Genomic DNA, 25,333 nt, shown 5'->3' on the forward strand with positions numbered 1-25,333 from the left:
CCGCCATGGACCGCCGCAGCCTGATTCTTTCCGGCCTCGCCACCGCCGGCCTTTCGGCCTGCGCTTCGACCTCGGGCAACGGCGCCGATCCGGGCGTCACCCAGGACCGCAGCATCGAGACCTATACGGTCGGCGAGATCCGCGACCAGACCAGCGACTTCCTGGGCGTCGCCGCCGAGAGCGTCGGCCAGGTCGTCGAGCGGGTGTTCCGCGACCAGGGCGAACCGACGGCCTACATCGCCGGCGAAGAGGGCAGCGGCGCGGTCGTCGCCGGCCTGCGCTACGGCCGCGGCCTGATGTACATGAAGGACAAGCCGACCATGGAGGTCTTCTGGCAGGGTCCTTCGGTCGGTTTCGACTGGGGCGGCAACGCCAGCCGGGTCTTCACCCTCTGCTACAATCTCTACTACCCGGACATGATCTTCCGCCGCTATCCGGGGGTCGATGGTTCGGCCTACCTGGTCGGCGGCCTGGGCGTGAACTACCAGCGGGCCGACGGCATCACCCTGGCCCCGATCCGCACCGGCGTCGGCCTGCGGCTGGGGGCCAACCTCGGCTACCTGTCCTACAGCCGCCAGCGGAACAACTGGCCGTTCTAGGTCCAGGCTAATCGAAGCGGCGGACCATTATACCACCGCCGGCCGACCTACGAAAAAAGCCGCCACCCTTTGAAAGGCGCCCGGAAGCGGGTCAAACCCCCGTAGCCGTGGGTTTTGGCGTGGGTGCGGGCGCTGGGCGCGTAGCCCGGGGCGTAGGCCGGGCGTGGGTCGGCGTGCGGGGATTGTGGGTCGATTTCGCGCCTTCGCGACCTACGCCGGCCTGACGGCTAGCCCTGCCCCGGCGGACCGGGCTCGAGCGGTTTTGAATCTCGGGTATGTCGGCTCGGCCCCGGTCTTGCGGGCGGTCAGGGGCGCGGTTGGAGCAGGTCCCAGCGGTTGCCATACAGGTCTTCGAACACGGCGACGGTTCCATAGGGCTCGTGCCGCGGGGCTTCGAGGAAGCTGACGCCGGCGGCGGTCATGGCCGCGTGGTCGCGGGCGAAGTCGTCGGTGTGCAGGAACAGCAGGACCCGGCCGCCGGCCTGCTGGCCGATGGCGCTGGCCTGGGCGGGGTTGGCGGCCTGCGCCAGCAGCAGGGCGCAGCCGCCGCCGGGCGGGGTGGCGGTCACCCAGCGCTTGCCGCCGCCGAGGTCGGTGTCGGTGATCGTGAAGCCGAGGGCGTCGCGGTACCAGGCAAGGGCGTCGTCGTAGCTTTTGACGACGAGGGTGAGGGCGGCGATGTGGGGGGGCATGGGGTCGATCTCCAGATCCTTCTCCCGCTTGTCGGGAGAAGGTGGCGGCCGAAGGCCGACGGATGAGGGCAGCACCGGCTTCAGCTGATCGCGCACGTTCTGGCGCTTTCGGTGCTGTCGCCAACCTTCCCCTTCCGCTCTGCCCTTGTTTGTAGAACGCCTGCTACTGTCTGGCTGATCCGGGATGTCCGTCTGGCGCACCACCGCCAGACGGACCGCCATCGGAGGGGCCGATCTGCCCTGAGCCTTTTGGGCTGAGGATGAGCTGGGCCGCCGTTGGCCTTCAATGACCCGGATAGTTGCAGGGACGATAGGGTCCGGAGCCACAAGGAGGGGTCGTTGAAGAAGGATCAGGTTAGCACGAAGTGTGGTGGGGTCGATGTCTGCAAGCTTTGGCTGGACGCGGCGGAACACGGTCTTGAGGACAGTCTGCGGGCGCCCAACACGGCTGAAGGCATTGCCGAGCTGATCGGCTGGTTCAAGGCGCGTGGCGTTGTCCGCGTCGGGTTCGAGGCGACGGGAGGCTTTGAGCGCAAGCTGTTGCTGGCTCTGGAGGCCGAGGGGCTTGAGGTGGTGATGTTCCAGCCACTCCAGGTGCTGGCCTTTGGCCGGTTCAAAGGTCGCAAGGCCAAGAACGACGAGAAAGACGCCCGGCTGATCGCCGCGGCGACCGCCCAGTGCGACACGGTCAAGGCCGCCAGCGATCCGCTGCTGATGGAGCTGGCCGAGCGGTTCACGGTCTACGAGCGGATCAGCGAGACAGTCGCCCAGTTCAAGACCTTTGCTCAACAGCTGGACGGAGAACCCCACAAGGCCGAGGTGAAAGCCCAGATCCTCTCCCTGGTCGCCGCCAAGACGCGTCTGGCCAGGCAGATCATCGCGGCGATCAAGGCGGCGCCGCACCTGGCCCAGCGCTACGGACTGCTGATGTCCATCCCCGGCATCGGTCCGCTGATTGCCGCCAGCCTCGTGGTCCGCATGCCTGAGCTTGGCTCGATGGAATTTGGTCAGGCCGCCTCGATGCTTGGAACAGCGCCCTACGACCGGGACAGCGGCAGCTTCAAGGGCCGCCGCTTCATCGGTGGGGGGCGAGAGCGGCCCAGGCGGATGATGTACATGGCCGCCCTGACCGCCATCCGTCATGACGCCGGCTTCAAAGCCTTCGCCACAAGGCTTGTCTCCGCCGGCAAAGCCAAGAAGGTCGCCATCGTGGCGGTGATGCGTAAACTCATCGAGGCTGCAAACCTCGTCCTCAAGCGCAACACGCCATGGGTGACAAGAACCGCCAACTAAACATAGTTGCTCATCCGACCCACTTCGGGGGCCACCTTCTCCCGACAAGCGGGAGAAGGAACGCAGGTTCAGGCCCTCAGCTTCGCCCCGACCTTCTCCGCCGCCGCGACGATCTTTGCCGACAGAGCCTCGATCTCGGTGTCGGCGAGGGTCTTTTCGCGGGGTTGGACGGTGACCTCGACGGCCAGGGACTTCTGGCCTTCGGGGACGCCGGCGCCCTGGTAGACGTCGAACACCCGCACGCCGTCGATCAGCGCCTTGTCGGCGCCGGCCACGGCCTTGACCAGGTCGCCGGCCGGCCGGGCGGCGTCGACCAGGAAGGCGAAGTCGCGGCTGAGCGGCATGAACTGGGAGAGGTCGAGCGCCGATTTGGTCTTCACCGACTTCTTCTTCGGCTCGGGGATGGCTTCGACGAAGACCTCGAAGGCCAGCATGGGGCCTGAGGCGTCCATGGCTTTCAGCACGGCCGGGTGGAGTTCGCCGAACTCGGCCAGCACCGCCTTGGGTCCCAGCTGCAGCCGGGCCGAGCGGCCGGGGTGATACCAGGGCGAGGCGGCGCCTTGGGCGGTCTGCAGGTTGGCGACCGGGGCGCCGAGTTCCTCCAGCAGGGCGAGGAGGTCGCCCTTGAGGGTGAACAGGTCCTCGGCGCCGCCTTTGGCCCAGTCACGCGGGGCGTGGGGGGCCAGCAGGGCGGCGATGACCATGCGCTGGTCCTGCGGCGCATCACCGCCGAAGATCGGGCCGATCTCGAACAGGGCCGCGTCGGGGAAGCCCCGGCGGGCGTTGCGGGCGGCGGCCTCGATCAGGTTGGGCAGGATCGAGGGCCGCATGCAGTCGAGCTCGGCGGCGATCGGATTGGCGAGGACGAGGCTGTCGTCTCCGCCGCCGAACAGTTTGGCCGTGGCGCGGGAGGTGAAGCTCCAGGTCACCGCTTCGGCATAGCCGCTGGCGGCCAGGAAGCGGCGGGCGGCGCGGGCCCGCGACTGGCGGGCGGTCAGCACGCCGCCGACGGCGCGCGGAACCTCCGGCAAGGGCGTCGAGGGCAGGGCGCCGTAGCCGGCGATGCGGGCGACTTCCTCGACCAGGTCGGCCTTGCCCTCGACGTCGCGGCGCCAGGTGGGCGGAGTGACGGAAAGGTTGGGGGCCGTCCCCTCGACCTTGAAGCCGAGGGCTCCGAGGATCTCGATCGACCGGGCGGCCGGGATGTCGAGGCCGGCCAGGGCCTTCACATAGGCCGGATCGAAGGCGAAGGCTTCCGGCGGGGCCGGGGCCTGGCCAGCGACGGTGATCTCCGACGGTTCGCCGCCGCACAGTTCGAGGATCAGGGCGGTGGCCAGCTCGAGGCCAGGGACCACCGACTGCGGATCGACGGTGCGGGCGAAGCGGTACTGGGCGTCGCTGTGGATGCCGGTGGCGCGGCCGGTCTGGGCCGTGCGGATCGGCTCGAACCAGGCGCATTCGACGAAGACGTCGGTGGTGGCCTCCGAACAGCCAGTGCTCTCGCCGCCCATGACGCCGCCGAGGCCGATGGGGCGCTCGCCGCCGGCGTCGGCGATGACGCTCATCTCCGAGGAGAGGTCGTAGGTCTTGCCGTCGAGGGCGATCAGCTGCTCGTCCCGGTGCGGTTGTGGGCTGGGCTGGTCGCCCGGGGTCGGCTCATCGGGGCCGCGGCCGAGACGGGCGACGATCAGATCGCCGACCAGCAGGGCGCGGTCGTAGACGTGCAGCGGCCGGGCGCGGTCAAAAGAGATCAGGTTGGTGACATCGACGAGGGCGTTGATCGGCCGCAGACCGATGGCGCGCAGGCGGTCCTGCAGCCACTGCGGCGAGGGGCCATTCTTCACGCCGCGGATCACGCGGCCGGCGAACACCGGGCAGGCCTCGCCATCGACCTCAACGCTGATCGGGCAGGGGAACTTGCCGGGGACAGGGGTGATGGGCGGGGTCTTGAGCGTGCCGATACCGGCGGCGGCCAGGTCGCGGGCGATGCCGGCGACGCCCAGCCAGTCGGGGCGGTTGGGGGTGACCTCGAAATCGATGACCGCTTCCAGGCCGAGCGCGTCCACGGCGGGCGTACCGACGGCGAGGCTGTCCGGCAGCTCCATGATGCCGTCGCTCTCCTCGGCCGCTTCCAGCTCGGAGGCCGAGCAGAGCATGCCGTTGGAGACGACGCCGCGCACCGGCTTCTCGACCAGGGTGACGCCGAGGCCGGGCACGAAAGCGCCGATCGGGGCGTAGATGGTGGTCAGGCCGGCCCGGGCGTTGGGGGCGCCGCAGACGATCTCCTTCATGCCGTCGACGGTCTGCACCTGGCAGACTCGCAGGCGGTCGGCGTTGGGATGCTGCTCGGCGGAGACGATCTTCGCCACCGTGAAGGGGGCGAGCCGGGTCGCCGGGTCGTGGACATCCTCGACCTCGAGGCCGGCCATGGTCATGGCCTCGACGATCCGGGCGACGCTTGCGTCGGTCTCCAGATGGTCCTTCAGCCAGGAAAGGGTGAACTTCATTGCGTCGGCCCTCCGAGGGCCAGGATCTGGTTGAGGAAGCTCTCGCCGCCGGTGTAGCCGATGCCGAACAGGTGACCGCCGCGGAAGGTGCAGTCGCGCACCGGGATGGCTCCGACCACGCCGTTGGGGGAGGCTGGACGCAGCACCAGGGTGCGGATGTCGCCGCCGGCGGAGCCGAAGTCGACTCCGTGGAAATGGCAGCCGCCGATCACCAGCATCACGGCGGGACCTTCAATGCGGCAGTTTTCGAAGGTGATGCCGCTGACCACCGACTGGCCCTGGCGCAGCCGTTCCCGGTAGAGGTCGAACAGCGACACGGCGACGCCGGAGAAATGGTCGACGGTCAGGTCTTCGGCGACCTTCCATCCGGGGGTCTGATCGGTCATCGCGGCGTTCCCAGCGCGATGATCTGGTCGAGGAACTGATCTGTGCCGGTATAGCCGAGGCCGACGAACTGGCAGCCGGTGAAGGTGCAGCCATCGACCGGGATGGCCCCGATCACCGAGGTCGGCGAGGCCGGGCGCAGGATCAGGTTGCGGATGTCGCCGGCCGGATTGCCGAAGTCGCTGGCCTCGAAATGACAGCCGAGGACGAGGACGACGCCGGGCCCTTCGATGCGGCAGTTCCTGAAGGTGACGCCACGGATGACCGCCTGGCCATCGACCATGCGGGCGCGCAGCAGATCGACCAGCGACAGGGCCTGGTTCTCGTAGGACGCGGCCAGGAAGTCGGTGGCGCGGGTGACGCCGGCGGGCAGGGGGCCGTAGATCTCGGTCATGACGGGTCCTTCAGAAGTCTTGGTGGGTTTCTTCGCCATCAGCTCAATCCCGAGACGAGGTTGGGGGCCTGGAAGGCCGAGAAGCCGTAGTGGGCCAGCCAGCGGGTGTCGCTGGCGAACATGTCGCGCAGGTCGGGCATGCCGTACTTGAGCGTGCCGAGGCGGTCGACGCCCATGCCGAAGGCGAAGCCTTGGTAGACGTCAGGGTCAATGCCGCAGTGGCGCAGGACGTTGGGATGCACCATCCCGCAGCCTAGGATTTCCAGCCAGTCGCTGCCCGTGCCGATCTTGACCTCGCCGCCGCTGCGGTCGCAGCCGACGTCCATCTCCGCCGAGGGCTCGGTGAAGGGGAAGTGGTGCGGGCGGAAGCGGGTGGTCACCGCATCGGTCTCGAAGAAGCGGGCGATGAAGGTCTCAAGGGTCCATTTGAGGTGGCCCATGTGGATGCCCTTGTCGATCACCAGGCCCTCGATCTGATGGAACATCGGGGTGTGGGTGGCGTCGCTGTCCATGCGGTAGGTGCGGCCGGGCACGATGATGCGGATCGGCGGCTCCTGGCCGGCGGCGATCCACGGCGCCGGCGGGGCGGTGTTGCCCTTGCGCATGGCGCGGACCTGCACCGGGCTGGTGTGGGTGCGCAGCAGCTTGCGTTCGCCGTCCGGGCCTTCGTTGAAGAAGAAGGTGTCGTGCATCTCCCGCGCCGGGTGCTTGGGCGGGAAGTTGAGGGCGGTGAAGTTGTGGAAGTCGTCCTCGATGTCGGGACCTTCGGCGACCGCGAAGCCCATCTCGGCGAAGACGGCGACCATTTCGTCCATGGTCTGCATGGTCGGGTGGACGCTGCCCTTGCGGCGCGGGCGGGCCGGCAGGGTGAGGTCGAGGCTCTCGCGGGCCAGGCGGGCGTCCAGCTCGGCGGTCTCCAGCGCGGTCTTGCGCTCGGCGATGGCGGCGCTGACCGCGTCGCGCAGCTGGTTGATCAGCGGGCCCTTCTCCTTGCGCTCGTCCGGAGACATGGCGCCGAGGGTCTTGAGCAGGGCGGAGATGGAGCCGGACTTGCCGAGCGCGGCCACGCGAATGGCCTCGACGCCGGCGACGTCGGTCGCGGCGGCGATCTGGGCGGTGAGGTCGGACTGAAGTTGGGTCAGGTCGGTCATGGTTGGGCTCGTCTAGCGATCCGGAAGCGGTTCGTCATCCTCCCTCCCCGAATGGGGAGGGCAGACGCGCGGTTACGCGCGTCGGGTGGGGCAGTCGGTTGCCGACTTTCGAGGGTGGGCGCAGAGAAGACTGGCGCGGTGACTGTGGTGACCCACTGCCCCACCCGGCGCGCAATGCGCGCCTGCCCTCCCCATTCGGGGAGGGAGGTTGGAGCGCTCATGGCCTGGCCTCATAGGCCTTCACGATCCACTCCGGCGGTTCCGGCTCCCAGCGGATTTTGCGGCCCTCGGTGAAGGTCCAGCGGTGCAGCCAGGAGATTCCAGCCTTTCGAACGTAGCGATCCGGCCGGGCGTAGATCGGGTCCTTCAGCGCCGCGTCCAGGCTGACGAAGCGATAGCCGCGCGCCAGGTACAGGGCATGAATCTTCGGGTACCAGTCGCGGTTCAGGCTGTTGGCGTGCAGCAGAAGCACCTGGGCCGGTTCGCGACCGCCGGTCAGTTCGGCGCTGTAGGGCTCGAAGAAGTCCAGCACGGCGGCCATGTGGGCGACATAGGCCTCGCCGATCCGGGTCTTGAGCGCCTCGTCGCCGGCCGCCTCGGCCTTGCGGTAGACAGCGGCGAACATCCAGTCGTTGTTGTCGAGGGTGACCGGGGCGACGGTGTAGCCGCGCGCCTTGAGTCCGTCCGCCATGGCGGCCTTCTTCTCCGGCGTCTCGCCGAGGAAGAGGAAGGGGTGGCGGAAGTAGCGCAGGGTCTTGCCGCGCTTTTTCAGGACCGGCCGGGTGACGATCTCGCCCTTGTCGACGTCGGCCAGCCAGGTTTCGACGGTGGTGTTGTGGATGTTGAGGTGGCTGTAGGTGTGGTTGCCGAGGTCGATGCCGGCGTTCAGCCAGGCGGACTCGATCTTCGGCAGCAGCGTCGTCCGCTGCGCCTCGCAGACCTTCTCTTCGTTGACGAAGGCCGTGGCGCGGGTCTTCAGCGGCTTCAGCATTCTGAGGAAGTCGTTGGTCAGCGCCATCGCGGCCTTCGGATCGCACAGGGCCGCATCGGCCGCCTGGTAGGGCAGGTCGTCAAAGGTCACGGCCACGGCGCGGTCTTGCGCGGCGGCTGGCAGGGCCAGCAGCAGGGCGGCGGCGGTTGCGGCAATCAGGGTGCGAACGGTCATGGCGCGTCTTCACATCGGGGTTGGCGAAGGGGAGGGCGCAAACAAAAAGCCCCCCGGCTCACACCGGAGGGCTCTTCGATCTGTTGGAGCCTAAGCCCAAACCATCAAGCCAGCGCGGCGCGAACCTTGTCGGCGATGGCCTTGAACGCGGTCGGATCCTGGCCGGCGATGTCCGCAAGAACCTTGCGGTCGATCTCGACCCCGGCCTCGTCAAGGCCGTGGATAAACTGCGAGTAGGTGAAGCCTTCCAGACGGGCGGCGGCGTTGATGCGCTGGATCCAGAGGCTGCGGAAGCTGCGCTTGCGGACCTTGCGGTCGCGGTAGGCGTACTGGCCGGCCTTGTCCACCGCGGCCTTGGCCGTGCGGATGGTGTTCTTGCGGCGCCCGTAGAAGCCCTTGGCTTGTTCGAGAACCTTCTTGTGCTTGGCGTGGGCGGTAACGCCCCGTTTGACGCGAGCCATGTGTCAGCGCTCCTTCTTACAGGCCGTAGGGCAGGTAGGTCATGATGGTCTTCTTGTCGGAAGAGCTCATGACTTTCGTGCCGCGCTGCTGGCGGATGTACTTGGAATTGTGGCTGATCAGGCGGTGGCGCTTGCCGGCGACGCCGGCTTTCAGCTTACCCGTGGCCGTCAGTTTGAAGCGCTTCTTGGCGCCCGACTTGGTCTTCAGTTTCGGCATTTTGCTCAGGGCGAACCCTGTCCTCTGTAGGTAGCAACTGGACCGCCAAGGCATGCCATTAGGCCCGGCAGTCGCGGAAAGGCGAGGCTGATAGGCGAAAAGGGGGGGGATGGCAAGCGCGCTGCTTGCGATATCGCGCGGAACGCCCCCCATCTCCGTCATCCTAGGCCTTGTGCCTAGGACCCATTCGTCCGCCGGGCGCGAACGGATGTGTCTAACCGCGTTGATCGATGCCCGCCGCTTGTCGCAGCTGAACAATGGGTCCTAGGCACAAGGCCTAGGATGACGATGAGGGGTGGGCCGGCGCTCCATTCTTCAACGCCTTGTATTCCTTCCACCACCTCCACCCCACCACCCCCGTCCACACCAGTTCCACCACCCCGAACGGCCAGGCTCCCTGCATGAAGCCGTACGCCGAGCCCAGCAGGCAGGAGAGGGAGAAGGCGAGGATGAAGAGGTGGTGGCGCTTTTCCAGCGCGTAGAAGACCAGCATCAGGATCACGGCGAACAGGCCGAACAGGTCGAGGGGCGTCATCGTCATTCCCGCCTCCTGCTCCCGGAACGCGCGGGCCGCAAGGCGGTTGAGCCCTTGTCGTCGGCCGCGCGACACCTAACTGGGCAGTCATGCGCCTCAACCAGGTTACCGTTCCGGCCCACGACCTCGACGTCTCGATCCGCTTCTATGAGGCGCTCGGCCTGATCCTCATCGTCAAGAGCCCGCACTACGCCCGCTTCGAATGTCCGGACGGCGAGGGCGAGCATCCCGCGACCTTCTCCCTCCACCTCGACCCGCAGGCAACGCCCGGGGCGGCGTCAGTCTACTTCGAGCACGAGCAGCTCGACGAGGAGGTCGAGGCTCTGATCGACAAGGGCCTGGTCTTTGAAAGCGGGCCCGACGACCAGACCTGGCTGTGGCGCGAAGCCTGGACCACCGACCCGGCCGGCAACCGTGTCTGCCTGTACCGCGCGGGGGAAAACCGCCGCTTCCCACCGTGGAGACTGACGTGACCCCGATGACCCGACGCACCGGCCTGATCGGCCTCGCCGGCGCTTTCCTCGCCGCCTGCACCCCCGCCCGCTTCCTGGATTCGGTATTTCCGGACGACGGGGCCACCACCCTGATCAAGGACGTCAGTTTCGGCGACAATCCGCGTCAGAAGCTGGATGTCTATGGACCGCCGGATGGCAGGCCCGGCGCGCCGGTGGCGATGTTCGTCTATGGCGGCGGCTGGAGCAGCGGCTCGCGCCGGGAATACCAGTGGGCCGGCAAGATGCTGGCCGCCCAGGGCTTCGTCACCATCGTCGCCGACTATCGCCTGACGCCCGAGGTCAGCTTCCCCGGCTTCGTCGAGGATGTCGCGGCGGCCGTGCGCTGGGCCGTGGATCACACGCCGGAGCATGGCGGCGATCCGTCGCGCATCGTCATGGTCGGCCACTCGGCCGGGGCCTACAACGCCGCCATGGTGGCGCTGGACCCGCGCTACCTGAAGGCGGTCGGGGTCGATCGCAGCCGCATCAAGGCCTTCGCCGGCCTGGCCGGGCCCTACTACTTCCCCAACCTCGACGGGCCGATCCTCAGCAGGACCTTTGCCGGCGCCTCCGACGACAAGATCTACCAGACCCTCGACTACGCCGGACCCGGCTCGCCCGCCGCCTTCCTGGTGGCCGGCGACGCCGACAAGACGGTGCGGCCGCGCAACACCGAACGGCTGGCCGAGGCGCTGCGCAAGGAGGGCGTCGAGGTCGAGAGCCACATCTATCCGGGCCAGAGCCATGCCGACGTGCTGCTCAACCTGTCGCGCACCTTCCGGGGACGCTCGCCGCAGTACGGGCAGCTGACCAGCTTCCTGCGCAAGCAGGCGGGCCTGGCCTGACGGCCTATTCCGCCTCGCGGGCGTATTTTAGGATCAGGGAGAGGACCCAGGCGTAGCCGTCCTCGCCCTCGACCACGTCCAGCGACTCGACGTCGTCGATCAGCCAGCGATCGCCAGCTTTCTGGAAGTAGAAGAGCAGGCTGTTGTCCTGGTCGAAGTTCCTGAAGCTGACCGCCACCACCCGGCGGTCGGGCCGGCGCCAGACGCTGCGTTCGCTGACCTCGACCTCGCTGAGGCGCCAGTCCTGGCCGTTGACCCAGAAGAAGAAGTCCAGGCGGCCGAGATCGCCGGCGGCGTCCCTGTCCTCGTCGTCGAAGGCCTTCTTCAGGGCCGGGGTGTAGATATCGTCCGGCGGATCGACGGCCTCATCGCCGGCGCCGCTTTCCGTCTGACCCTTCGAGAGATCGGCGTAGGCCTTGGCGATGAAGGCCTTGGGATCGTCGATCCGGGTCGCGGCGGAGGCAGGCCCAGCGACCCAAAAGACCAGCAGAATCAAGGCTGCGATGATGCGGCGCACGGTCGATGCCCTTCCCTGCGTGAGGTCCAAGGATGGCTTGGCTTTGCGCGGGCCGCCAGCCCGGAAAAGGGGGGCGTTCGCACGCTATCTGATCAGCGTTCATATTGCGCTGCATTGAACAGGGGGTTCGGAGTCGCTATATGCCCTCTCCCCGGATGCCCAATGTGTGTGGCGGCTCCGTCTTCTCGATCACCGGCCTGAGGTTGTCTCCCCATGCTCCTGACCATGATGAAGTCCAAGCTGCACCGCGCCACGGTCACCCAGGCGGACCTCGATTACGAGGGCTCGATCGCCATTGACCGCGACCTGCTGGACGCCTCGGGCATCCTGCCGCACGAACAGGTCGATGTTCTGAACATCACCAACGGCGCCCGCTTCACTACCTACGCCATCGAGGCCCCGCGCGGCTCGAAGGTGTTCGGCGTCAACGGCGCCGCCGCCCGGCTGGTCCAGAAGGGCGACAAGATCATTGTCGTCACCTACGGCCAGCTGCCGGCCGAGGAAGCCCGCAACTATAACCCGGTTGTGGTGCTGCTCGACGAGCAGAACGAGATCAAGCGCGCGGCGTAGGGGCTTTCGGCCCGCGCCGACTTCGCGCACTCTGCCCTCCAGCTTCCGGAGGATTTCCCATGCGCGCCCTGTTTCCCCTCGCCGCCGTCACGATGCTGCTGGCCGCCTGCGAGCCGGCGCCCAAGGGCGTCGATGGCCAGACCCTGTCCAACACCGTGGCCGACGCGGTGGGCGGCGAGAACAGCTGCGTCTTCCTGGTCGAGCCGGGGACCGGCAAGAAGACCTTCCAGTATGGCGCGCCGTCGGCCTGTGGCCGCGAACTGCCCGACTGCCAGGGGGCGACGCTGAACGCCACCGACTTCGCCCAGCTGGCCGCCCAGGGCGCCGACCGGGCGATCAGCTGCGACAGCACGGCCGACAAGACGCGCACCGTCGCCTGGGCCTCCGGCATGGTCGAGACCAAGCCGGGTGGTCAGAAGCTGGCCTATGCGGCGGTGATGGAAGGGCCGAGCGAGCAGTCGCTGCCCGGCCGCGAAATGAAGGCCCGCCTCGCCACGGCGTTCAAGCGGGCGGGCCTCTAACTCATTTCACCAGTTCGAAGGTCGCCGAGACGTCGACGCGGACCTTCAGCTGGCCGGCCTCGACCGGGGTGCTGGAGTCCATCTTCTCGGCGCGGGCGAAGCTGGCGTAGACCACCGGCGGCTGGGGCGCGTAGCCGCCGGACTCGCTGAAGGTGACCAGCCGGGCGACCTTGTAGCCGAGCGACTGGGCGTAGAGGTTGGCCTTGGCCTGCAGGGCCTTGACCGCCTCGACACGGGCCTTGTCCTCGGAGACCTGGCTGTCCTCGATGCCGAAGCTGATGCCGCCGACGTTGGTGGCGCCGCTGTTGACGCTGGCGTCGACCACGCTGCCCAGCCGCTTGAGGTCACGCACCACGATGGTGACGGTGTTGGCGGCCTGGTAGCCGTTGAGCCTGGGCGGCTGGTTCTCGACATAGACATACTGCGGATTCAAATTGAGGCCGCTGGTCTGGATATCGCGCGGATCGATGCCGGCCTTTTTCAGGCTGGCGATGACGCCGGTCATCCGGTCGGCATTGAGCTTCATCGCCTCGGAGGCCGAGGGGGCCTCGGTGGTGACGCCGAGCGTGATGGTCGCCATGTCGGGCGCCTGGCGGGTCTCGCCATAGGCCGACAGGTTGAGGGTGGTGGCGCGGAAGGCCGAGTCCGCGGCGGTGGGGGCGGTCTGGGCCATGGCCCCGGTGGCGGCGGCCGTGCCCGCCAGGATCAGGGCGCCGACGGCGGCGGCGCGGAACAGCGTCTTCATCTTGTAGTCTCCGACCAGTTGCGGGGTCCTTGATCGGCCCCGTCTGCGGCGACTTTAAGCCGATCGCGTCTGAACAGGAGCTGTCAGAGGCGTTGCGGGATCGGCAGCCTCATCCCGGGCGGCGATCCAGCGACGCGCCGGCCTGTCGATCCAGCGCTCGGCCAGGGTCGCGGCGCCGATGGCGAGGATGGCGGCCAGGCCATACCAGCCCAGCCGCGCTGGAAGGGCGAGGCCTTCCGGTTCGAGGGTCTTGAACAGCAGCAGGATGGGGCCGTGCAGCACATAGATGCCATAGGACAGCCGCCCGAGGATGGCGGAGGCGCGGCCGGCCCCGGTGGCGTTGGCCCCCAGCACGACGAGCAGCGGGAACAGGACGAGGACGGCGGCGAGGTCGTAGAGCACCGGAAGGCCGGGGACCGGCAGGGCGATGAGGATCAGGGCCAACGGCAGCAGCCAGGGGGTCAGGCGGCTCTGCACGGCGCCCAGGCGTCCGGCCGCCCACAGACGGTGCAGCAGGACGCCCATCGGGAAGGAGAAGCCGACCCTGGCCCAGCCCCAGGCCCAGCCGAAGGGGCCGGCCGAACGGGTCGGGTCGCCGTTGGCGAAGCCGGTGTCGAACAGGCCGTTGGCCACCGCCATCAGCGTCAGCGCCAGTGCGGCCAGGGCGACCAGCACGGCCAGGCGGCGGTCGGTCAGCCAGCGGGCGACGAACCCCCAGGCGAGGTTGATCCACAGCTCGAACTGCAGCGACCAGACCGGCCCGTTGAACGGAACCACCAGCCCGCCGCCCAGCCAGGGCAGGAACAGGGCCGCCAGCAGGGCGAGGAGCAGGGGATGGTCGTCAAGCGGGCGCAGGCCGGCCAGCGACAGGACCACGGCCATGCCGCCGCCAAGCAGCAGACCGACGGCCGCCAGCGGATAGAGCCTGGCGATCCGTTTGCCGGCGAACCAGCGCCCCTGGCCGCCCAGGGCCAGCCGGTGGCCATAGCCGGCCGACAGCACGAAGCCGCTGAGCAGGAAGAACAGGTCGACCATCAGATAGCCGTGGCCGAGCAAGGGCGAGCCCAGGTAGCCGGCGATATGCAGCCCCATGACCAACAGGGCGGCGACGCCCCTCACCCCGTCCAGCGCCGCCAGCCGGTTCGTCACTCGGCGGCCTCCAGCGGCCGGGCGGGCCGCAGGGAGCGGGCGGCGCGGGCCACCGGCAGGATCATGCCTTCAAGCACCGTGTCATGCTTCGATTCGCCCGGCTCCAGCCCGAAGACCAGCCGCATGTTTTCGCGCTCAGGGGTCCGGAGGGTGCCGAACAGCCAGTCCCAGAGGGTCGTCAGGCTGCCGAGGTTGCTGCCGAAGTGGGCCGGGTTGGTCGAGTGGTGGATCTGGTGATGGGCCGGGCTGTAGAAGATCTTGCCGAACGGACCCGGGAAGGTGATCCACAGGTGCGAGTGCTGCAGGTGCTGCACCAGATAGAGGCCGGCCAGGGCGATCACGTTGCGGTCCCAGACGGTCAGCAGCACCTTGGGCTCGCCCAGGGTCCAGGTCAGCAGGGCGCTCATCGTCCCCATCATCACCGCCAGCATGTTGGCGAACAGCACGCCCTCGATCGGGTGGACCCGAAGGTTGGTCAGCGGCGAGAGGTGTTCGGCGCTGTGGTGGACCTTGTGGAACTCCCACAGCCAGCCGACGCGGTGGCAGAGGAAGTGGTGCAGCCAGTAGGCCAGCTCGCCGGTCAGGAAGAGCAGGACGGTGCCGACACAGAGCGCGCCGACCGGTCCGATCAGCGAGCCCGGCCCCCGGCCGAACAGGGCGGTCAGGCCCTCGACCAGCCAGCCCGACACCACCGCCTGCGAGGCGATGGCCCAGCCGAACAGCAGGCCGAAGATCAGGATGTTGAACAGGGCGAAACCGATGTCGGTGCGCCCCGACCGGCTCTTCCAGAACCGCCGCGGCAACAGGGCGCGAACCAGCACCTTCAGCGGCGTCGGACGCTTGCCCGGCCCGCGCCGCAGCAGCAGGAACAGGCCGCCGACCAGGCCGGCCGCCAGCAGCGAGGTCAGCGACATCGCCGATCCGGGGGCCAGCAGCACGCCGACCAACCCCATGCCGGCCTTGCCCAGCGTCTGAAGGCCGGCGACCGCCAGATCCTGAAGGTTCGATACGTCCATCATCCGTGTCGTACCCGGATGTGGTGTCCCCTTCCTTAAAGCCGCCCCGCCATGCTAGGCGCGGTAACCTCCGGGGGCGTGTAGCTCAATGGTTAGAGCCGGCCGCTCATAACGGTCTGGTTGCAGGTTCGAGTCCTGCCACGCCTACCAACCCTCGTCCGCGGCTGCCCGGCCCGCCGGGCTCCTACATTCCCGCCGCCAGGGCGATCCGCATCAGCTCCGCCATGTTGCGCGCGCCGGTCTTGGTCATCATGTTGGCCCGATAGATCTCGACGGTGCGGGCGCTGATATCGAGGTCGAAGGCGATGACCTTGTTGGGCTTGCCGGCGACGACCCCGGCCAGCACGTCCCGCTCTCTCGGGGACAGGGCCGCCAGGCGGTCCAGCGCTTCCTGGCGCTGGCTGTCGGTCTGAGCCAGGGGCCGGGCCATGGCGGCCGTGATCGCCGCCAGCAGGGTGACATCGGAGAACGGCTTTTCGACGAAGTCCACGGCGCCGGCCTTCATGGCCTCGACGGCCAGCGGGATGTCGCCGTGACCGGTCATGATGATGATCGGCAGGCCGAACTTCCGCTCCTTGAGAATCCGCGCCAGGTCGATGCCCGACACGCCCGGCATCCGCACGTCGGCCACCACACAGCCGGCCGCGTCGCCGGGCAGGTCGGCCAGGAAGGCGTCGGCGGACTCATGGAGGACGGGTCGGTGCCCGTTCATCTCCAGCATGAAGGCCAGGGAGTCGCGCATGGCGTCATCATCGTCGATGACATGAACAGGAGGGCTAGATGTCATCGACGGGGTCCAGATCCGCGAGGGGGAGGGTGAAGGAGAAGGTGGCGCCGCCATCGGCGTTGTCGTCCGCCCAGATGCGGCCGCCCTGCGCCTCGATGATGGTGCGGCAGATGGACAGGCCGACGCCCATGCCGTTGGCCTTGCTGGTCACGAACGGCTGAAACAGCCGCTCGCGCACGTCCGGCGCGATACCGGGTCCGGTGTCGGCGACCGAAACCTGGACGGTGCGATCCTCGCCCGGCTGAACGGATATGACCAGGTCGCGCCGCTCTCCTCCGGCCATGGATTCCAGGGCGTTGCGGATCAGGTTGAGGGCGACCTGCTGGACCTGGACGCGATCAACGATCACGTGGCCGAGGTCGCGGCCGAATTTCAGACTGACGTGGAAGCCCTTCTGCCGGGCGCCGACCAGGGCCAGCGCGCTGGCTTCCTCCATGAGTTTGGCGGGGTCTTCCAGGCTGCGCTCGGTCTCGCCCTTGCTGACGAACTCCCGGAGCCGCTTGATGATCTCGCCGGCCCGCAAGGCCTGTTCCCCAGCCCGGTCAAGGGCGTCGCGAAGGCGCGGGATGTCGGGCTCGCTAGCCGCCAGCAGGGTCGCCGAGCCCTTGAGGTAGTTGGCCACGGCGCCCAGCGGCTGATTGAGTTCGTGGGCCAGGGAGGAGGCCATCTCGCCCATGGCCGTCAGGCGGGACACATGGACGAGTTCGGACTGCAGCTCCTGCATGCGCCGTTCCTGATCGCGGTTCTGGGTCAGGTCGCGGATGAAGCCGGTGAAAAAGCGGTCATGGCCGACGACGGCTTCGCCGACCGCCAGCTCCATCGGAAAGGTCGAGCCGTCTTTCCGCTCGCCCACCACGATGCGGCCGATCCCGATGATGCGGCGCTCGCCGGTGCCCAGGTAACGAAACAGATAACCGTCGTGCCCGGTCCGATAGGGTTCCGGCATCAGGATGCTGACGTTCTGCCCTATGGCCTCGTCCGCCGTCCAGCCGAACAGATCCACGGCAGTCGCGCTGAACGACCGCATGACCCCGTGCACGTCGATGACGATCATCGCCTCGGGCACCGTGGCCAGGATGGATTCGAGATGAGCCTGCTGGGCCAGCGACCCCCGCGTTCGCTGCCGAAGCCGTTCTCCACCATAGGCGATCATCGGCCCCAGGAGCAGGAACACGGACACATCGATCAGACTGGCGGGGCTTGAAAGCAGCCCGCCGCGGACAAACAGCATGCTGGCGCCAAGACCGAAGCCCGTGGACAGCAATCCCGGTCCCCATCCGCCAAAGGCCGAAGCGGCCAGAACCGCCGGAATGAAGAGGACGAATAGCGCCCGGTCGTCGAGGTAGGGGTCAAGGGCGGCCCGGACGGCGAAGGTCAGCAGGGCCCCGAGGATGGCGGCGGCATAGCCGAATCGCACGTCGGACGTCGCCGCGCTCCAGTCAGGCCAGGCTCTCGCAGAAATCACGGATTACCCCCGAACCGGCAATCGTTGAGCGGGGCGCCCGGGAGCCGCGACGGCGTCGGGTGGCGCAGCGTCATGTCGCCTGGGTGCGCAATATAGCTCAATGTCGGTAGTAGCCGCCATCCGGTTCCTGATCTTCAGGAAAGCTGTCTGACGATCCGCCTGCGCGACGGGTCGCTGCCTTGGCCGAGTGTGAATCCTTGCGTTTCGGCCAGCCCCAGCATGGCGGCGTTTTCCCGCGCCACGTCACCCCAGACCTCTTTCAGTCCACGCGCTTTCGCATGGTCGAGGAGCGCGGTCAGAAGTTTGGCCCCCAGTCCCCGCCCGCTCCAGTCGCTGCGGACCATCAGGGCGATCTCCGCCGTTTCGCCCTCCGGATCGGCGGCCAGACGCGCGACTCCCGCCAGCGAGCCATCCGGCAGTTCCGCCACGAGGGCCATCTCCCGGTCATAGTCGATATGAGCCAGCCGTTCGGCCCAGCTCGGCGGCAGGTGGCGCAGACCCGACCGGAAACGCAGGTGAACATCTTCCGCCGAGCTGTGATCGATCATGGTGATCAGGCCCGGGGCGTCCTGGGGCCGTATGGGGCGGACGCAGACGGTCGAGGGGCCGACGACGATCCAGGTCTCCAGGCCGGTAGGGTAGGGCCGTATGGCGGGGCGATAGCCGTCGGCCGGCCGTCGCAGGCGGATGCGGGCGTCCACGGCCAGAACGCCCTCGGAGTCGGCCAGCAGGGGATTGATGTCCAGCTCGGCGATCTCCGGCAGATCGAGGGCGATCTGCGAAAGCGCGACCAGCACCTTGCGGATGGCGGGGCGGTCGGCCGGCAGCCGGTCGCGGTAGCCTGCCAGCCGCCTGGCCACGCGGGTGCGGGCGATCATGTCCTCGGCCAGGACGTCGTCGAGCGGGGCCAGGCCGATGGACCGATCGCCTTCGATCTCGACGGAAACGCCGCCGCGTCCGAACAGCACCGTCGGGCCGAAGGTCGCGTCCTGAATCACCCCGGCGATCAGTTCCTCCGTCTTGGGGCGCGAAACCATGGCCTGGACCAGGAAGCCGTCAATTCGCGCCGACGGCCGGGCGGCCGACACATCGCGCAGCATCCGGCGCGCCGCCGCGGTGACCGCCTCGCCGCCGCTGAGGCCGAGCATGACGCCGCCGACATCGGACTTGTGGGTCAGGTCCGGCGACAGGATTTTCAGGGCGACCGGGCAGGCAAGGGTCTCGGCCTCGGCGCCCGCCGCCTCGGGCGTGTCGAAGGCCCGGGCCGCAAGGGTGGGAACGCCGTAGGCCGCCAGCACCGCCCCGCATTCGGGAAGGGTGAGCTGGTCCCGGCCGGCCAGGAGGGCGGCGGCCACCGTGGCGCGGGCCGCATCGACGGCGGTCCGGTCGGGAAGGCCGGGCAGGGCCGGTGCCTGTAGCAGGAGCTGCTGGCCCCGATAGTGGTCGGCCAGATGCATGAAGGCGCGTACCGCCTCCTCCGGTGTTTCCAGGGTAGGAATGCCGGCCGTGGCGAAGGCGCGGCGAGCCGGCGCCGCCGAGACCTCGCCGAGCCAGCAGGTGAGCACGGGCCGGGAGCGGCCCGCCGCCGCCGTGGCCTCGATCACCGCCCTGGCCGCCGCTTCGCTGCTGGCGACGGCGGTGGGACAGTTGAGGACCAGCAGGGCGTCGGCGCCCGGCTCGGCGAGCAACACCTCCATCGCGGCGCGATAGCGGTCCGGCTGGGCGTCGCCGATAATATCGACCGGACCCGCCAGCGCCGCCTGGGGCGGCAGGACTTTCGAGAGGCTTCCGCGGGCCGCCTCCGGGACGATAGCGACCCGGCCACCCCGCGCCTCCAGGGCGTCGGCCGCCATGACGCCAGCGCCTCCGCCGTTGGTGAGGATGCCCAGGTTGTCGCCCGCGACCGAGATGCCGGAGGTCAGCACCGTGACGGCGTCGAACAGTTCGCGCAGACCCTCGACCCGCAGCATGCCGGCCCGGCGGAAGGCCGCGTCATAGACGGCGTCGGATCCGGCGAGCGCGCCGGTGTGCGAGAAGGCCGCCCTGGCGCCGGCCGCGCCCCGTCCGGCCTTGATTACCACCACCGGCTTGTTGCGCGAGGCGATGCGGCCGGCGGTCATGAACTTGCAGGCGTCTGCGATGCTCTCGACATAGAGCAGGATGGCGCGGGTCTGCGGATCGAGCGCCAGATAGTCCAGCATGTCGCCGAAATCGACGTCGGCGGAGTCGCCGAGGCTGACGACATGCGAGAAGCCGAACCCGCGCGGCGCGGCCCAATCGAGCGCGGCGGTGACGATGGCCCCCGACTGCGACACCAGGGCGATGCCGCCGGGCGCCGGGGTCAACTGGGCGAAGCTGGCGTTGAGGCCCCGGCGGGGAGAGATGAAACCCAGTCCGTTCGGCCCCACGATCCGCATCATGTGGGGCCGGGCGGCGGCGAGCAGGTCTCGCCGGGCGGCGGCGTCGAAGCCGGCCGAGATCACCACGGCGGCGCGGCATCCCCGCTGGCCCAGCTCGCTGACGATGCCGGGAACGGTTGCGGCCGGGGTGGCGATGACGGCCAGGTCCGGCGTGATCGGGAGGGCGGCGACCGACGGATAGGCCAGGGTGGAGCGAATGCTGCTCGCGCGCGGGTTCACCGCCATCACCGGGCCCGCGAAGCCGCCTTCCAGCAGGTTGCGGGCCAGAACCGCGCCGACCGACCCCAGTCGATCGCTGGCCCCGATCAGGGCGATGGACCGCGGCTCGAACAGCGCGTCCAGATTGCGGGTCGTCATCGGCGAGGTCCCTGACGTCTCGCGCGATCAGGCCTCGACGAGCTGCGCCAGGCCCGGTTGGTTGCGAACCTCGAACCGGCGATTATCGACAAAGCGCACGAGGCCATCGACCTGCAGCTGGGTGACCATGCGCGAGACGGTTTCGATGGTCAGGCCGAGATAGTCGGCCATGTCCTGGCGGCCCATGGGCAGTTCGGCGACCTCGCCGCGGAACCGGCCGGCCATGCCCAGAAGGAAGCTCGCCACCTTCTCGCAGGCGGACTTGCGGCCCAGCAGCATGAGGTGCTCCTGGGTGCGTTGAAGCTCGCGCGCGGTTTCCGCCCAGATCATCCGCTCAATCCGGATGCCCTCTTCGCCGTACAGCTTCAGCGCCGATTTGCGGATGACGAGGATTTCGCAAGGGCCGAGCGCCTCGGCGGAGTACCGGTGGACGGGGCCGGCCTCGAGGCCGACGAAGTCACCATTGTAGTAGAAGTCGCCGATCTGGCGGCGGCCGTCGCTGAGCAGACGGGAGGTGCGGATCGCGCCGGAAACGACGCGGTAGATCATGTCAGCCTCTTCGTCCTGGGCGTAGATTTCCTCACCGGCGGCGAAGGCCATCCGGACGCCGATGGACCCCAGCTGATCGGCGGGGACGGGCGGCGCGGCGAACGCTGGCTTGAGGCTGACGGTGGTCATCGGAATCTCCGTTGCGATGACCAATCGCTAGGGCCAACGGGACCTGGGCAAAATTCGTGGGCCGCGCTTAAGGATTTTTCCCTAAGGGGGACTACCTAGGCGGCGGGGAAGGTCCGGCGAACCTCCGCCTCGACCTGCGCCAGCATCGCCGTGGCGGCCTCCGGGGTCATGCTTGGCAGCACGCCGCCCAGATGCGTATGGCCTTTGACGGTCATCCCGGTGACGGCGGCCAGATGGGAATCGAAGACAGCCATCAGGCCGCTCAACGCGCCCGTTTGCTTGACCCACTCCTCCGGCGCGCCGGAGGTCGAGAAGCTGGTCAGGGTTCGGCCGAGCAACAGCGGTTCGGTGCCGTGGAAAGTGGGCCGATAGCCGAACCCGAGACTGAAGATCCGGTCGATATAACCCTTGAGGATGGCCGGCGGCGCATTGAACCAGAAGGGATAGACCAGGATGAAAGCCTCGATCCGGGCCAGTTTCGCCCGCTCCTCCGCGACGTCCTTGCCGGCCGCATAGCCGGCGGGGCCGGGAATTTCGCCGGCCTGCAGGCGGGGGTCGAAATCCATGCGGTAAAGGTCCCGGACCCTGACCGTATGACCCAGATCCCGCAGGGTGGACGCGCAGGTGCGGGCGATCGAGGCGCAAAAGCTCCCGGGTTTTGGATGGGCGAGGATGACAGCGGTTTTCATGGCGGGACCGTGACCAGACTGGCGTCATCATTACTCGGCCGATCGCGCGGTCGCTTTGATCTCGATCACAGCGGCCTTCGCGCCGTTTGGCATCATCCGGGTCAAGGAGTGAAAACGATGATCCTTGATAGCCGAACCCTCGTTCTCGTTGCTGATGGCGGACGGGCCCGCATTTTTGAAGAGTCGCGCCTGGGAGGGCCGTTGACCGAACACCCCGACTGGCTGGCCGGTCTGGCCGTGCATGGCGAGTCCAATCCTGAAAAGGCCGAGCCCGCGTTTCTGGACCGGCTATGCCACCGGGTGGACGCCCTGTTCGACAAGCACGGCTTCGAGCATCTGATTCTGATTGCCGCGCCCCGGTCGCTCGGCCTGTTGAGGACCCGGCTGTCGGCGAAGCTCAAGGCGAGGCTGGTGCTCTCCGAGCCGCATGATCGTCTGGCCGCCTCCCTGGACACCATCGAGCACGCGGTGCGGGCTATGCGCGTCGCCAGCGCCTGACCGCAGGCGCTCCGTTTATCTCACGGCGTGAGGGCGACCTTGAGTACGCCGTCCCTCTGGTTGGCGAACAGATCGTAGGCCTGCTCGATGTCGTCGAGGGCGAACCGGTGGGTGACCATGGCGCCCAGATCGACCCGGCCCGACGCGACGATGGCCATCAGCCTGCGCATGCGCTCCTTGCCTCCGGGACAGAGGGTGGTGGTGATGGTGTGGTCGCCCAGGCCGGCCGCGAAGGCGTCCAGCGGCAGGGTCAGGTCCGTGGAGTAGACGCCCAGGCTGGACAGACGGCCGCCCGGCCGCAGAACCCGCAAGGCGGCCTCGAAGGTCGCCTGGGTTCCGAGCGCCTCGATCGACACGTCGACGCCACGGCCGGAGGTCAGCGCCATGATGGCGGCGACCGGATCCTCCGTGGCGGCGTTGACCAGATGGTCGGCGCCCATGGCCCTGGCGACGGCGAGTCGGCCGGGCAGGCGATCGACGGCGATGATGGTCGAGGCGCCCATCAGCCGGGCCCCGGCGGTGGCGCAAAGTCCGATCGGGCCCTGGGCGAAGATGGCGACGGTGTCGCCGATGGCGATAGCGCCGCTCTCCGCGCCGCTGAAGCCGGTGGACATGATGTCGGGGCACAGCAGCACCTGCTCATCCATCAGGCCGTCCGGCACCGGGGCCAGGTTGGTCATGGCGTCGGGGATCAGCACATACTCTGCCTGGCAGCCGTCGATGGTGTTGCCCAGTCGCCAGCCGCCCATCGGCGCCCAGCCGTGTTCGGTATCGGGGCCGTCCTGGCTGCACCGCCCGCACAGGCAGGCGTTGGAATAGCCGCTGGGCGTGATCGCGCCGGCGATGACCCGCTGACCCTCGCGATAACCGCGCACGGACGACCCGAGCTTCTCGATGACCCCGACCGGCTCATGGCCGACCGTCAGGCCGCGCGCCACGGGGTACTCGCCCTTGAGGATGTGAACGTCGGTGCCGCAGATCGTCGTGGTGGTGACGCGCAGCAGGGCGTCCAGCGGTCCGACGTCCGGGATGGGCTTGTCGGCCAGGACGATGCGTCCCGGCTCGGCGAAGATGGCGGCCTTCATCATGCCCATGGTTTCGGCTCCTCCTGGCCCGGCTCGACGCGTCCGAGCCAGGCGATCTGAGTGCTCAGGAATCCAGGCGGCGCCGCAGCAGCTCCACGCCGCCGACGATGGCGATCAGGCTGGCGGCGGCGGCGGCGTAGCAGACCGGGCAGTGGGCAAGGGCGTTGCCGCCCTGGCTGCAGAGTTCCGGCGTGTTGCGCTCGATGACAAAGGCGGCGGCGCACAGGCCGGCCGCCGCCAGACTGGTCAGGCCGGTCAGGACCTCCAGGCGGCTTTGAAACTGTTGACCGATGGCGGTCAGGGCGCGGGCGGGCATGGGCGCTTCTCCGATTTGGGCCAGCCTCTCCCGGGTCGGCCGGCCCGGCCTTGATCCAGATCAAGGCCCCTCGACCGGACGACCGGCAAAAGCGACTCAAGCTTTCGGGGATTCATGCATGTCTTCAGTCTCAACGGAGCGCTACCGGCCATTGCCCGGTGCGGCGCTGCTCCTCGCCCTGACCGTCATTGCCGGTCTGATCATGACCGTGGCCGCCGGCCTGACCGACGATCCGCTATTCCGGATGCACAGTCTGATCTTCGTCGCGGCCACCGTGCTCGGCGGTTTCTCCCTGGCCGCGGGCATCAGCTCGCAGCAGCTGCGGGACGAACCGGAACGCTACATGGATGGCGTCATCCGGGCCGGGGTCATCGCCACCATGTTCTGGGGCGCGGTCGGCATGCTGGTCGGGGTGGTCATCGCCGCCCAGCTCAGCTTCCCGACCATTTTCTATTTTCCTGAGGTCGGCTGGCTGAACTTCGGCCGGTTGCGGCCGCTGCATACCTCCGGGGTGATCTTCGCCTTCGGTGGCAACGCCCTGATCGCCACCAGCTTCTGGGTGGTGCAGCGCACCTGCCGGGCGCGGCTCGCCGGCGGTGTCGCCCCCTGGTTCGTCTTCTGGGGATACCAGCTGTTCATCGTCCTGGCGGCGACCGGCTACCTGGCCGGCGTCACCCAGTCGAAGGAATACGCCGAGCCCGAGTGGTACATCGACCTGTGGCTGACGGTCGTCTGGGTCGCCTACCTGCTGGTCTTCCTGGGCACGATCTGGAAGCGCAAGGAACCCCACATCTATGTGGCCAACTGGTTCTACCTGGCCTTCATCGTCACCGTCGCCCTGCTGCACATCGTCAACAACCTCAGCCTGCCGATCGGCTTGCTGAACCACCGCTCCTACTCGCTGTTCAGCGGGGTGCAGGACGCCCTGACCCAGTGGTGGTACGGCCACAACGCCGTCGGCTTCTTCCTGACCGCCGGCTTCCTGGGGATGATGTACTACTTCGTGCCCAAGCGGGTGGACCGGCCGGTCTACAGCTACCGCCTGTCGATCGTGCACTTCTGGTCGCTGATCTTCATCTACATCTGGGCCGGTCCCCACCACCTGCACTACACGGCCCTGCCGCAGTGGGCTCAGACGCTGGGGATGACCTTCTCGATCATGCTCTGGATGCCCAGCTGGGGCGGCATGATCAACGGGCTGATGACCCTGTCGGGGGCCTGGGACAAGCTGCGCACCGACCCGGTCGTCCGCATGATGGTCGTCGCCATCGCCTTCTACGGCATGAGCACCTTCGAGGGGCCGGTGATGTCGATCCGGGCGGTCAACGCCCTGTCGCACTACACCGACTGGACCATCGGCCACGTCCATTCCGGCGCGCTCGGCTGGGTCGGCTTCATCAGCTTCGGGGCCATCTACTGCCTGGTGCCCTGGCTGTGGAAGAAGGAGAAGATCTTCTCCAACGCCCTCATCGAGTGGCACTTCTGGATCGCGACCACCGGCATCCTTCTCTACATCTGCGCCATGTGGGTGTCGGGCATCATGGAAGGCCTGATGTGGCGCGCCTACACGCCTGAAGGCTACCTGGCCTACAGCTTCATCGAGACCGTCTCGGCCAAGCATATCGAGAACATCATCCGCACCGTCGGTGGTCTGATGTTCCTGAGCGGCACGCTGATCATGATCTACAACCTGTGGCGCACGGTTCGCATGCCGTCCGTCCAGGGCGCGGAGGCGACCCCGGCCGCTCTCCCCGCCCCCGTGGCCGCCTGAGGGGAGGGGCCG

The 25,333-nt window shown here is 68.2% G+C and carries 28 protein-coding genes and 1 tRNA gene; 9 read left to right on the forward strand and 20 right to left on the reverse strand.

Features of this window, described 5'->3' with window-relative positions:
* The first annotated feature begins 5 nt into the window (after nucleotides 1-5).
* Entirely contained in the window at nucleotides 6-599 is a 594-nt protein-coding gene (locus O5I81_RS05965) for a DUF1134 domain-containing protein (protein ID WP_271068039.1), read from the forward strand.
* Between the two features lie 305 nt (nucleotides 600-904).
* Here the strand turns inward: O5I81_RS05965 and O5I81_RS05970 are convergent, their stop codons facing one another.
* The gene (locus O5I81_RS05970; RefSeq protein ID WP_271068992.1) at nucleotides 905-1,291 is read right to left on the reverse strand and encodes a VOC family protein; all 387 of its coding nucleotides are present in this window, start codon (nucleotides 1,289-1,291) and stop codon (nucleotides 905-907) included.
* A gap of 339 nt (nucleotides 1,292-1,630) precedes the next feature.
* Between O5I81_RS05970 and O5I81_RS05975 the strand changes: the two genes are divergently transcribed.
* Nucleotides 1,631-2,584, forward strand: a complete 954-nt coding sequence (locus O5I81_RS05975; RefSeq protein WP_271067243.1) for a transposase — start codon at nucleotides 1,631-1,633, stop codon at nucleotides 2,582-2,584.
* A gap of 68 nt (nucleotides 2,585-2,652) precedes the next feature.
* Here the strand turns inward: O5I81_RS05975 and pheT are convergent, their stop codons facing one another.
* From pheT to O5I81_RS06015, 8 genes are all read right to left on the reverse strand, one after another.
* Nucleotides 2,653-5,091, reverse strand: coding sequence for a phenylalanine--tRNA ligase subunit beta (gene pheT, locus O5I81_RS05980; protein ID WP_271068040.1), 2,439 nt, complete (start codon nucleotides 5,089-5,091; stop codon nucleotides 2,653-2,655).
* Complete coding sequence (locus O5I81_RS05985) at nucleotides 5,088-5,477, reverse strand: hypothetical protein (RefSeq protein WP_271068041.1); 390 nt, start codon at nucleotides 5,475-5,477, stop codon at nucleotides 5,088-5,090. The genes pheT and O5I81_RS05985 overlap by 4 nt, the downstream gene beginning before the upstream one ends.
* Nucleotides 5,474-5,869 carry a hypothetical protein gene (locus O5I81_RS05990; RefSeq protein ID WP_271068042.1) on the reverse strand — a complete coding sequence of 132 codons (396 nt, stop codon included), beginning with the start codon at nucleotides 5,867-5,869 and terminating at the stop codon, nucleotides 5,474-5,476. The genes O5I81_RS05985 and O5I81_RS05990 overlap by 4 nt, the downstream gene beginning before the upstream one ends.
* Before the next feature lie 38 nt (nucleotides 5,870-5,907).
* Complete coding sequence (gene pheS, locus O5I81_RS05995; protein ID WP_271068043.1) at nucleotides 5,908-7,020, reverse strand: phenylalanine--tRNA ligase subunit alpha; 1,113 nt, start codon at nucleotides 7,018-7,020, stop codon at nucleotides 5,908-5,910.
* 217 nt (nucleotides 7,021-7,237) lie between these two features.
* Nucleotides 7,238-8,185 carry a polysaccharide deacetylase family protein gene (locus tag O5I81_RS06000; protein ID WP_271068044.1) on the reverse strand — a complete coding sequence of 316 codons (948 nt, stop codon included), beginning with the start codon at nucleotides 8,183-8,185 and terminating at the stop codon, nucleotides 7,238-7,240.
* A gap of 104 nt (nucleotides 8,186-8,289) precedes the next feature.
* Complete coding sequence (gene rplT, locus O5I81_RS06005) at nucleotides 8,290-8,646, reverse strand: 50S ribosomal protein L20 (RefSeq protein WP_271068045.1); 357 nt, start codon at nucleotides 8,644-8,646, stop codon at nucleotides 8,290-8,292.
* A gap of 16 nt (nucleotides 8,647-8,662) precedes the next feature.
* Nucleotides 8,663-8,863 (reverse strand): 50S ribosomal protein L35, encoded by a 201-nt coding sequence (gene rpmI / locus O5I81_RS06010; protein WP_271068046.1) that lies wholly within the window; start codon nucleotides 8,861-8,863, stop codon nucleotides 8,663-8,665.
* A gap of 277 nt (nucleotides 8,864-9,140) precedes the next feature.
* The gene (locus tag O5I81_RS06015) at nucleotides 9,141-9,404 is read right to left on the reverse strand and encodes a hypothetical protein (RefSeq protein WP_271068047.1); all 264 of its coding nucleotides are present in this window, start codon (nucleotides 9,402-9,404) and stop codon (nucleotides 9,141-9,143) included.
* A gap of 83 nt (nucleotides 9,405-9,487) precedes the next feature.
* On the opposite strand from O5I81_RS06015, the gene O5I81_RS06020 reads away from it, so the two are divergent.
* Both O5I81_RS06020 and O5I81_RS06025 read left to right on the forward strand, forming a co-directional pair.
* The gene (locus O5I81_RS06020) at nucleotides 9,488-9,871 is read left to right on the forward strand and encodes a VOC family protein (RefSeq protein ID WP_271068048.1); all 384 of its coding nucleotides are present in this window, start codon (nucleotides 9,488-9,490) and stop codon (nucleotides 9,869-9,871) included.
* A gap of 5 nt (nucleotides 9,872-9,876) precedes the next feature.
* Nucleotides 9,877-10,737 (forward strand): alpha/beta hydrolase, encoded by an 861-nt coding sequence (locus O5I81_RS06025; protein ID WP_271068993.1) that lies wholly within the window; start codon nucleotides 9,877-9,879, stop codon nucleotides 10,735-10,737.
* A gap of 4 nt (nucleotides 10,738-10,741) precedes the next feature.
* On the opposite strand, the gene O5I81_RS06030 is transcribed toward O5I81_RS06025, so the two are convergent.
* Nucleotides 10,742-11,254 carry a hypothetical protein gene (locus tag O5I81_RS06030; RefSeq protein ID WP_271068049.1) on the reverse strand — a complete coding sequence of 171 codons (513 nt, stop codon included), beginning with the start codon at nucleotides 11,252-11,254 and terminating at the stop codon, nucleotides 10,742-10,744.
* A gap of 213 nt (nucleotides 11,255-11,467) precedes the next feature.
* On the opposite strand from O5I81_RS06030, the gene panD reads away from it, so the two are divergent.
* Nucleotides 11,468-11,824 (forward strand): aspartate 1-decarboxylase, encoded by a 357-nt coding sequence (gene panD, locus O5I81_RS06035; protein WP_271068050.1) that lies wholly within the window; start codon nucleotides 11,468-11,470, stop codon nucleotides 11,822-11,824.
* 59 nt (nucleotides 11,825-11,883) lie between these two features.
* A complete protein-coding gene (locus tag O5I81_RS06040; protein ID WP_271068051.1) occupies nucleotides 11,884-12,345 on the forward strand; it encodes a hypothetical protein in 462 nt (153 codons plus the stop codon).
* A 1-nt stretch (nucleotide 12,346) separates the two neighbouring features.
* On the opposite strand, the gene O5I81_RS06045 is transcribed toward O5I81_RS06040, so the two are convergent.
* From O5I81_RS06045 to O5I81_RS06055, 3 genes are read right to left on the reverse strand one after another with little or no spacing between them, the layout of a single operon-like run.
* Complete coding sequence (locus O5I81_RS06045) at nucleotides 12,347-13,090, reverse strand: SIMPL domain-containing protein (protein ID WP_271068052.1); 744 nt, start codon at nucleotides 13,088-13,090, stop codon at nucleotides 12,347-12,349.
* A gap of 54 nt (nucleotides 13,091-13,144) precedes the next feature.
* The gene (locus O5I81_RS06050) at nucleotides 13,145-14,239 is read right to left on the reverse strand and encodes an acyltransferase (RefSeq protein ID WP_271068053.1); all 1,095 of its coding nucleotides are present in this window, start codon (nucleotides 14,237-14,239) and stop codon (nucleotides 13,145-13,147) included.
* Complete coding sequence (locus O5I81_RS06055) at nucleotides 14,236-15,255, reverse strand: sterol desaturase family protein (RefSeq protein WP_271068054.1); 1,020 nt, start codon at nucleotides 15,253-15,255, stop codon at nucleotides 14,236-14,238. The genes O5I81_RS06050 and O5I81_RS06055 overlap by 4 nt, the downstream gene beginning before the upstream one ends.
* A 74-nt stretch (nucleotides 15,256-15,329) precedes the next feature.
* Between O5I81_RS06055 and O5I81_RS06060 the strand changes: the two genes are divergently transcribed.
* Nucleotides 15,330-15,405, forward strand: a tRNA-Ile gene (locus O5I81_RS06060).
* Between the two features lie 34 nt (nucleotides 15,406-15,439).
* On the opposite strand, the gene fixJ is transcribed toward O5I81_RS06060, so the two are convergent.
* From fixJ to O5I81_RS06085, 5 genes are all read right to left on the reverse strand, one after another.
* Nucleotides 15,440-16,096 carry a response regulator FixJ gene (gene fixJ / locus O5I81_RS06065; RefSeq protein ID WP_348637281.1) on the reverse strand — a complete coding sequence of 219 codons (657 nt, stop codon included), beginning with the start codon at nucleotides 16,094-16,096 and terminating at the stop codon, nucleotides 15,440-15,442.
* Complete coding sequence (locus O5I81_RS06070) at nucleotides 16,032-17,507, reverse strand: PAS domain S-box protein (protein ID WP_271068056.1); 1,476 nt, start codon at nucleotides 17,505-17,507, stop codon at nucleotides 16,032-16,034. Before O5I81_RS06070 ends, fixJ begins: the two co-directional genes overlap by 65 nt.
* Nucleotides 17,508-17,641: 134 nt before the next feature.
* Nucleotides 17,642-20,284 carry a bifunctional acetate--CoA ligase family protein/GNAT family N-acetyltransferase gene (locus O5I81_RS06075; protein WP_271068057.1) on the reverse strand — a complete coding sequence of 881 codons (2,643 nt, stop codon included), beginning with the start codon at nucleotides 20,282-20,284 and terminating at the stop codon, nucleotides 17,642-17,644.
* 27 nt (nucleotides 20,285-20,311) lie between these two features.
* The gene (locus O5I81_RS06080; RefSeq protein ID WP_271068058.1) at nucleotides 20,312-20,962 is read right to left on the reverse strand and encodes a helix-turn-helix domain-containing protein; all 651 of its coding nucleotides are present in this window, start codon (nucleotides 20,960-20,962) and stop codon (nucleotides 20,312-20,314) included.
* Between the two features lie 95 nt (nucleotides 20,963-21,057).
* On the reverse strand, nucleotides 21,058-21,651 hold the full coding sequence (locus tag O5I81_RS06085) for an NAD(P)H-dependent oxidoreductase (RefSeq protein WP_271068059.1): 594 nt from the start codon (nucleotides 21,649-21,651) through the stop codon (nucleotides 21,058-21,060).
* 201 nt (nucleotides 21,652-21,852) lie between these two features.
* Here O5I81_RS06085 and O5I81_RS06090 point away from each other — a divergent pair, with 201 nt between their 5' ends.
* Entirely contained in the window at nucleotides 21,853-22,149 is a 297-nt protein-coding gene (locus O5I81_RS06090; protein WP_271068060.1) for a host attachment protein, read from the forward strand.
* 20 nt (nucleotides 22,150-22,169) lie between these two features.
* Here O5I81_RS06090 and O5I81_RS06095 read toward each other — a convergent pair whose 3' ends face one another.
* The gene (locus O5I81_RS06095) at nucleotides 22,170-23,243 is read right to left on the reverse strand and encodes a zinc-binding dehydrogenase (protein WP_271068061.1); all 1,074 of its coding nucleotides are present in this window, start codon (nucleotides 23,241-23,243) and stop codon (nucleotides 22,170-22,172) included.
* A 55-nt stretch (nucleotides 23,244-23,298) separates the two neighbouring features.
* Entirely contained in the window at nucleotides 23,299-23,550 is a 252-nt protein-coding gene (locus tag O5I81_RS06100) for a hypothetical protein (protein ID WP_271068062.1), read from the reverse strand.
* Nucleotides 23,551-23,668: 118 nt separating this feature from the next.
* Between O5I81_RS06100 and ccoN the strand changes: the two genes are divergently transcribed.
* Nucleotides 23,669-25,321 carry a cytochrome-c oxidase, cbb3-type subunit I gene (ccoN, locus tag O5I81_RS06105; protein WP_271068063.1) on the forward strand — a complete coding sequence of 551 codons (1,653 nt, stop codon included), beginning with the start codon at nucleotides 23,669-23,671 and terminating at the stop codon, nucleotides 25,319-25,321.
* The last annotated feature ends 12 nt before the right edge of the window (nucleotides 25,322-25,333 follow it).

It is taken from the genome of Caulobacter sp. NIBR1757 (assembly GCF_027912495.1).
GTDB lineage: Bacteria > Pseudomonadota > Alphaproteobacteria > Caulobacterales > Caulobacteraceae > Caulobacter.

Bases quoted from the DNA above. Each gene is read 5' to 3' on its own strand.
- O5I81_RS05965 (WP_271068039.1), top strand. From the start codon at position 6: ATGGACCGCCGCAGCCTGATTCTTTCCGGCCTCGCCACCGCCGGCCTT.
- O5I81_RS05970 (WP_271068992.1), bottom strand. From the start codon at position 1,291: ATGCCCCCCCACATCGCCGCCCTCACCCTCGTCGTCAAAAGCTACGAC.
- pheT (WP_271068040.1), bottom strand. From the start codon at position 5,091: ATGAAGTTCACCCTTTCCTGGCTGAAGGACCATCTGGAGACCGACGCA.
- O5I81_RS05985 (WP_271068041.1), bottom strand. From the start codon at position 5,477: ATGACCGATCAGACCCCCGGATGGAAGGTCGCCGAAGACCTGACCGTC.
- O5I81_RS05990 (WP_271068042.1), bottom strand. From the start codon at position 5,869: ATGACCGAGATCTACGGCCCCCTGCCCGCCGGCGTCACCCGCGCCACC.
- pheS (WP_271068043.1), bottom strand. From the start codon at position 7,020: ATGACCGACCTGACCCAACTTCAGTCCGACCTCACCGCCCAGATCGCC.
- O5I81_RS06000 (WP_271068044.1), bottom strand. From the start codon at position 8,185: ATGACCGTTCGCACCCTGATTGCCGCAACCGCCGCCGCCCTGCTGCTG.
- rplT (WP_271068045.1), bottom strand. From the start codon at position 8,646: ATGGCTCGCGTCAAACGGGGCGTTACCGCCCACGCCAAGCACAAGAAG.
- rpmI (WP_271068046.1), bottom strand. From the start codon at position 8,863: ATGCCGAAACTGAAGACCAAGTCGGGCGCCAAGAAGCGCTTCAAACTG.
- O5I81_RS06015 (WP_271068047.1), bottom strand. From the start codon at position 9,404: ATGACGATGACGCCCCTCGACCTGTTCGGCCTGTTCGCCGTGATCCTG.
- O5I81_RS06020 (WP_271068048.1), top strand. From the start codon at position 9,488: ATGCGCCTCAACCAGGTTACCGTTCCGGCCCACGACCTCGACGTCTCG.
- O5I81_RS06025 (WP_271068993.1), top strand. From the start codon at position 9,877: ATGACCCGACGCACCGGCCTGATCGGCCTCGCCGGCGCTTTCCTCGCC.
- panD (WP_271068050.1), top strand. From the start codon at position 11,468: ATGCTCCTGACCATGATGAAGTCCAAGCTGCACCGCGCCACGGTCACC.
- O5I81_RS06040 (WP_271068051.1), top strand. From the start codon at position 11,884: ATGCGCGCCCTGTTTCCCCTCGCCGCCGTCACGATGCTGCTGGCCGCC.
- O5I81_RS06045 (WP_271068052.1), bottom strand. From the start codon at position 13,090: ATGAAGACGCTGTTCCGCGCCGCCGCCGTCGGCGCCCTGATCCTGGCG.
- O5I81_RS06055 (WP_271068054.1), bottom strand. From the start codon at position 15,255: ATGGACGTATCGAACCTTCAGGATCTGGCGGTCGCCGGCCTTCAGACG.
- fixJ (WP_348637281.1), bottom strand. From the start codon at position 16,096: ATGGCGGCGCCACCTTCTCCTTCACCCTCCCCCTCGCGGATCTGGACC.
- O5I81_RS06075 (WP_271068057.1), bottom strand. From the start codon at position 20,284: ATGACGACCCGCAATCTGGACGCGCTGTTCGAGCCGCGGTCCATCGCC.
- O5I81_RS06080 (WP_271068058.1), bottom strand. From the start codon at position 20,962: ATGACCACCGTCAGCCTCAAGCCAGCGTTCGCCGCGCCGCCCGTCCCC.
- O5I81_RS06085 (WP_271068059.1), bottom strand. From the start codon at position 21,651: ATGAAAACCGCTGTCATCCTCGCCCATCCAAAACCCGGGAGCTTTTGC.
- O5I81_RS06095 (WP_271068061.1), bottom strand. From the start codon at position 23,243: ATGGGCATGATGAAGGCCGCCATCTTCGCCGAGCCGGGACGCATCGTC.
- O5I81_RS06100 (WP_271068062.1), bottom strand. From the start codon at position 23,550: ATGCCCGCCCGCGCCCTGACCGCCATCGGTCAACAGTTTCAAAGCCGC.
- ccoN (WP_271068063.1), top strand. From the start codon at position 23,669: ATGTCTTCAGTCTCAACGGAGCGCTACCGGCCATTGCCCGGTGCGGCG.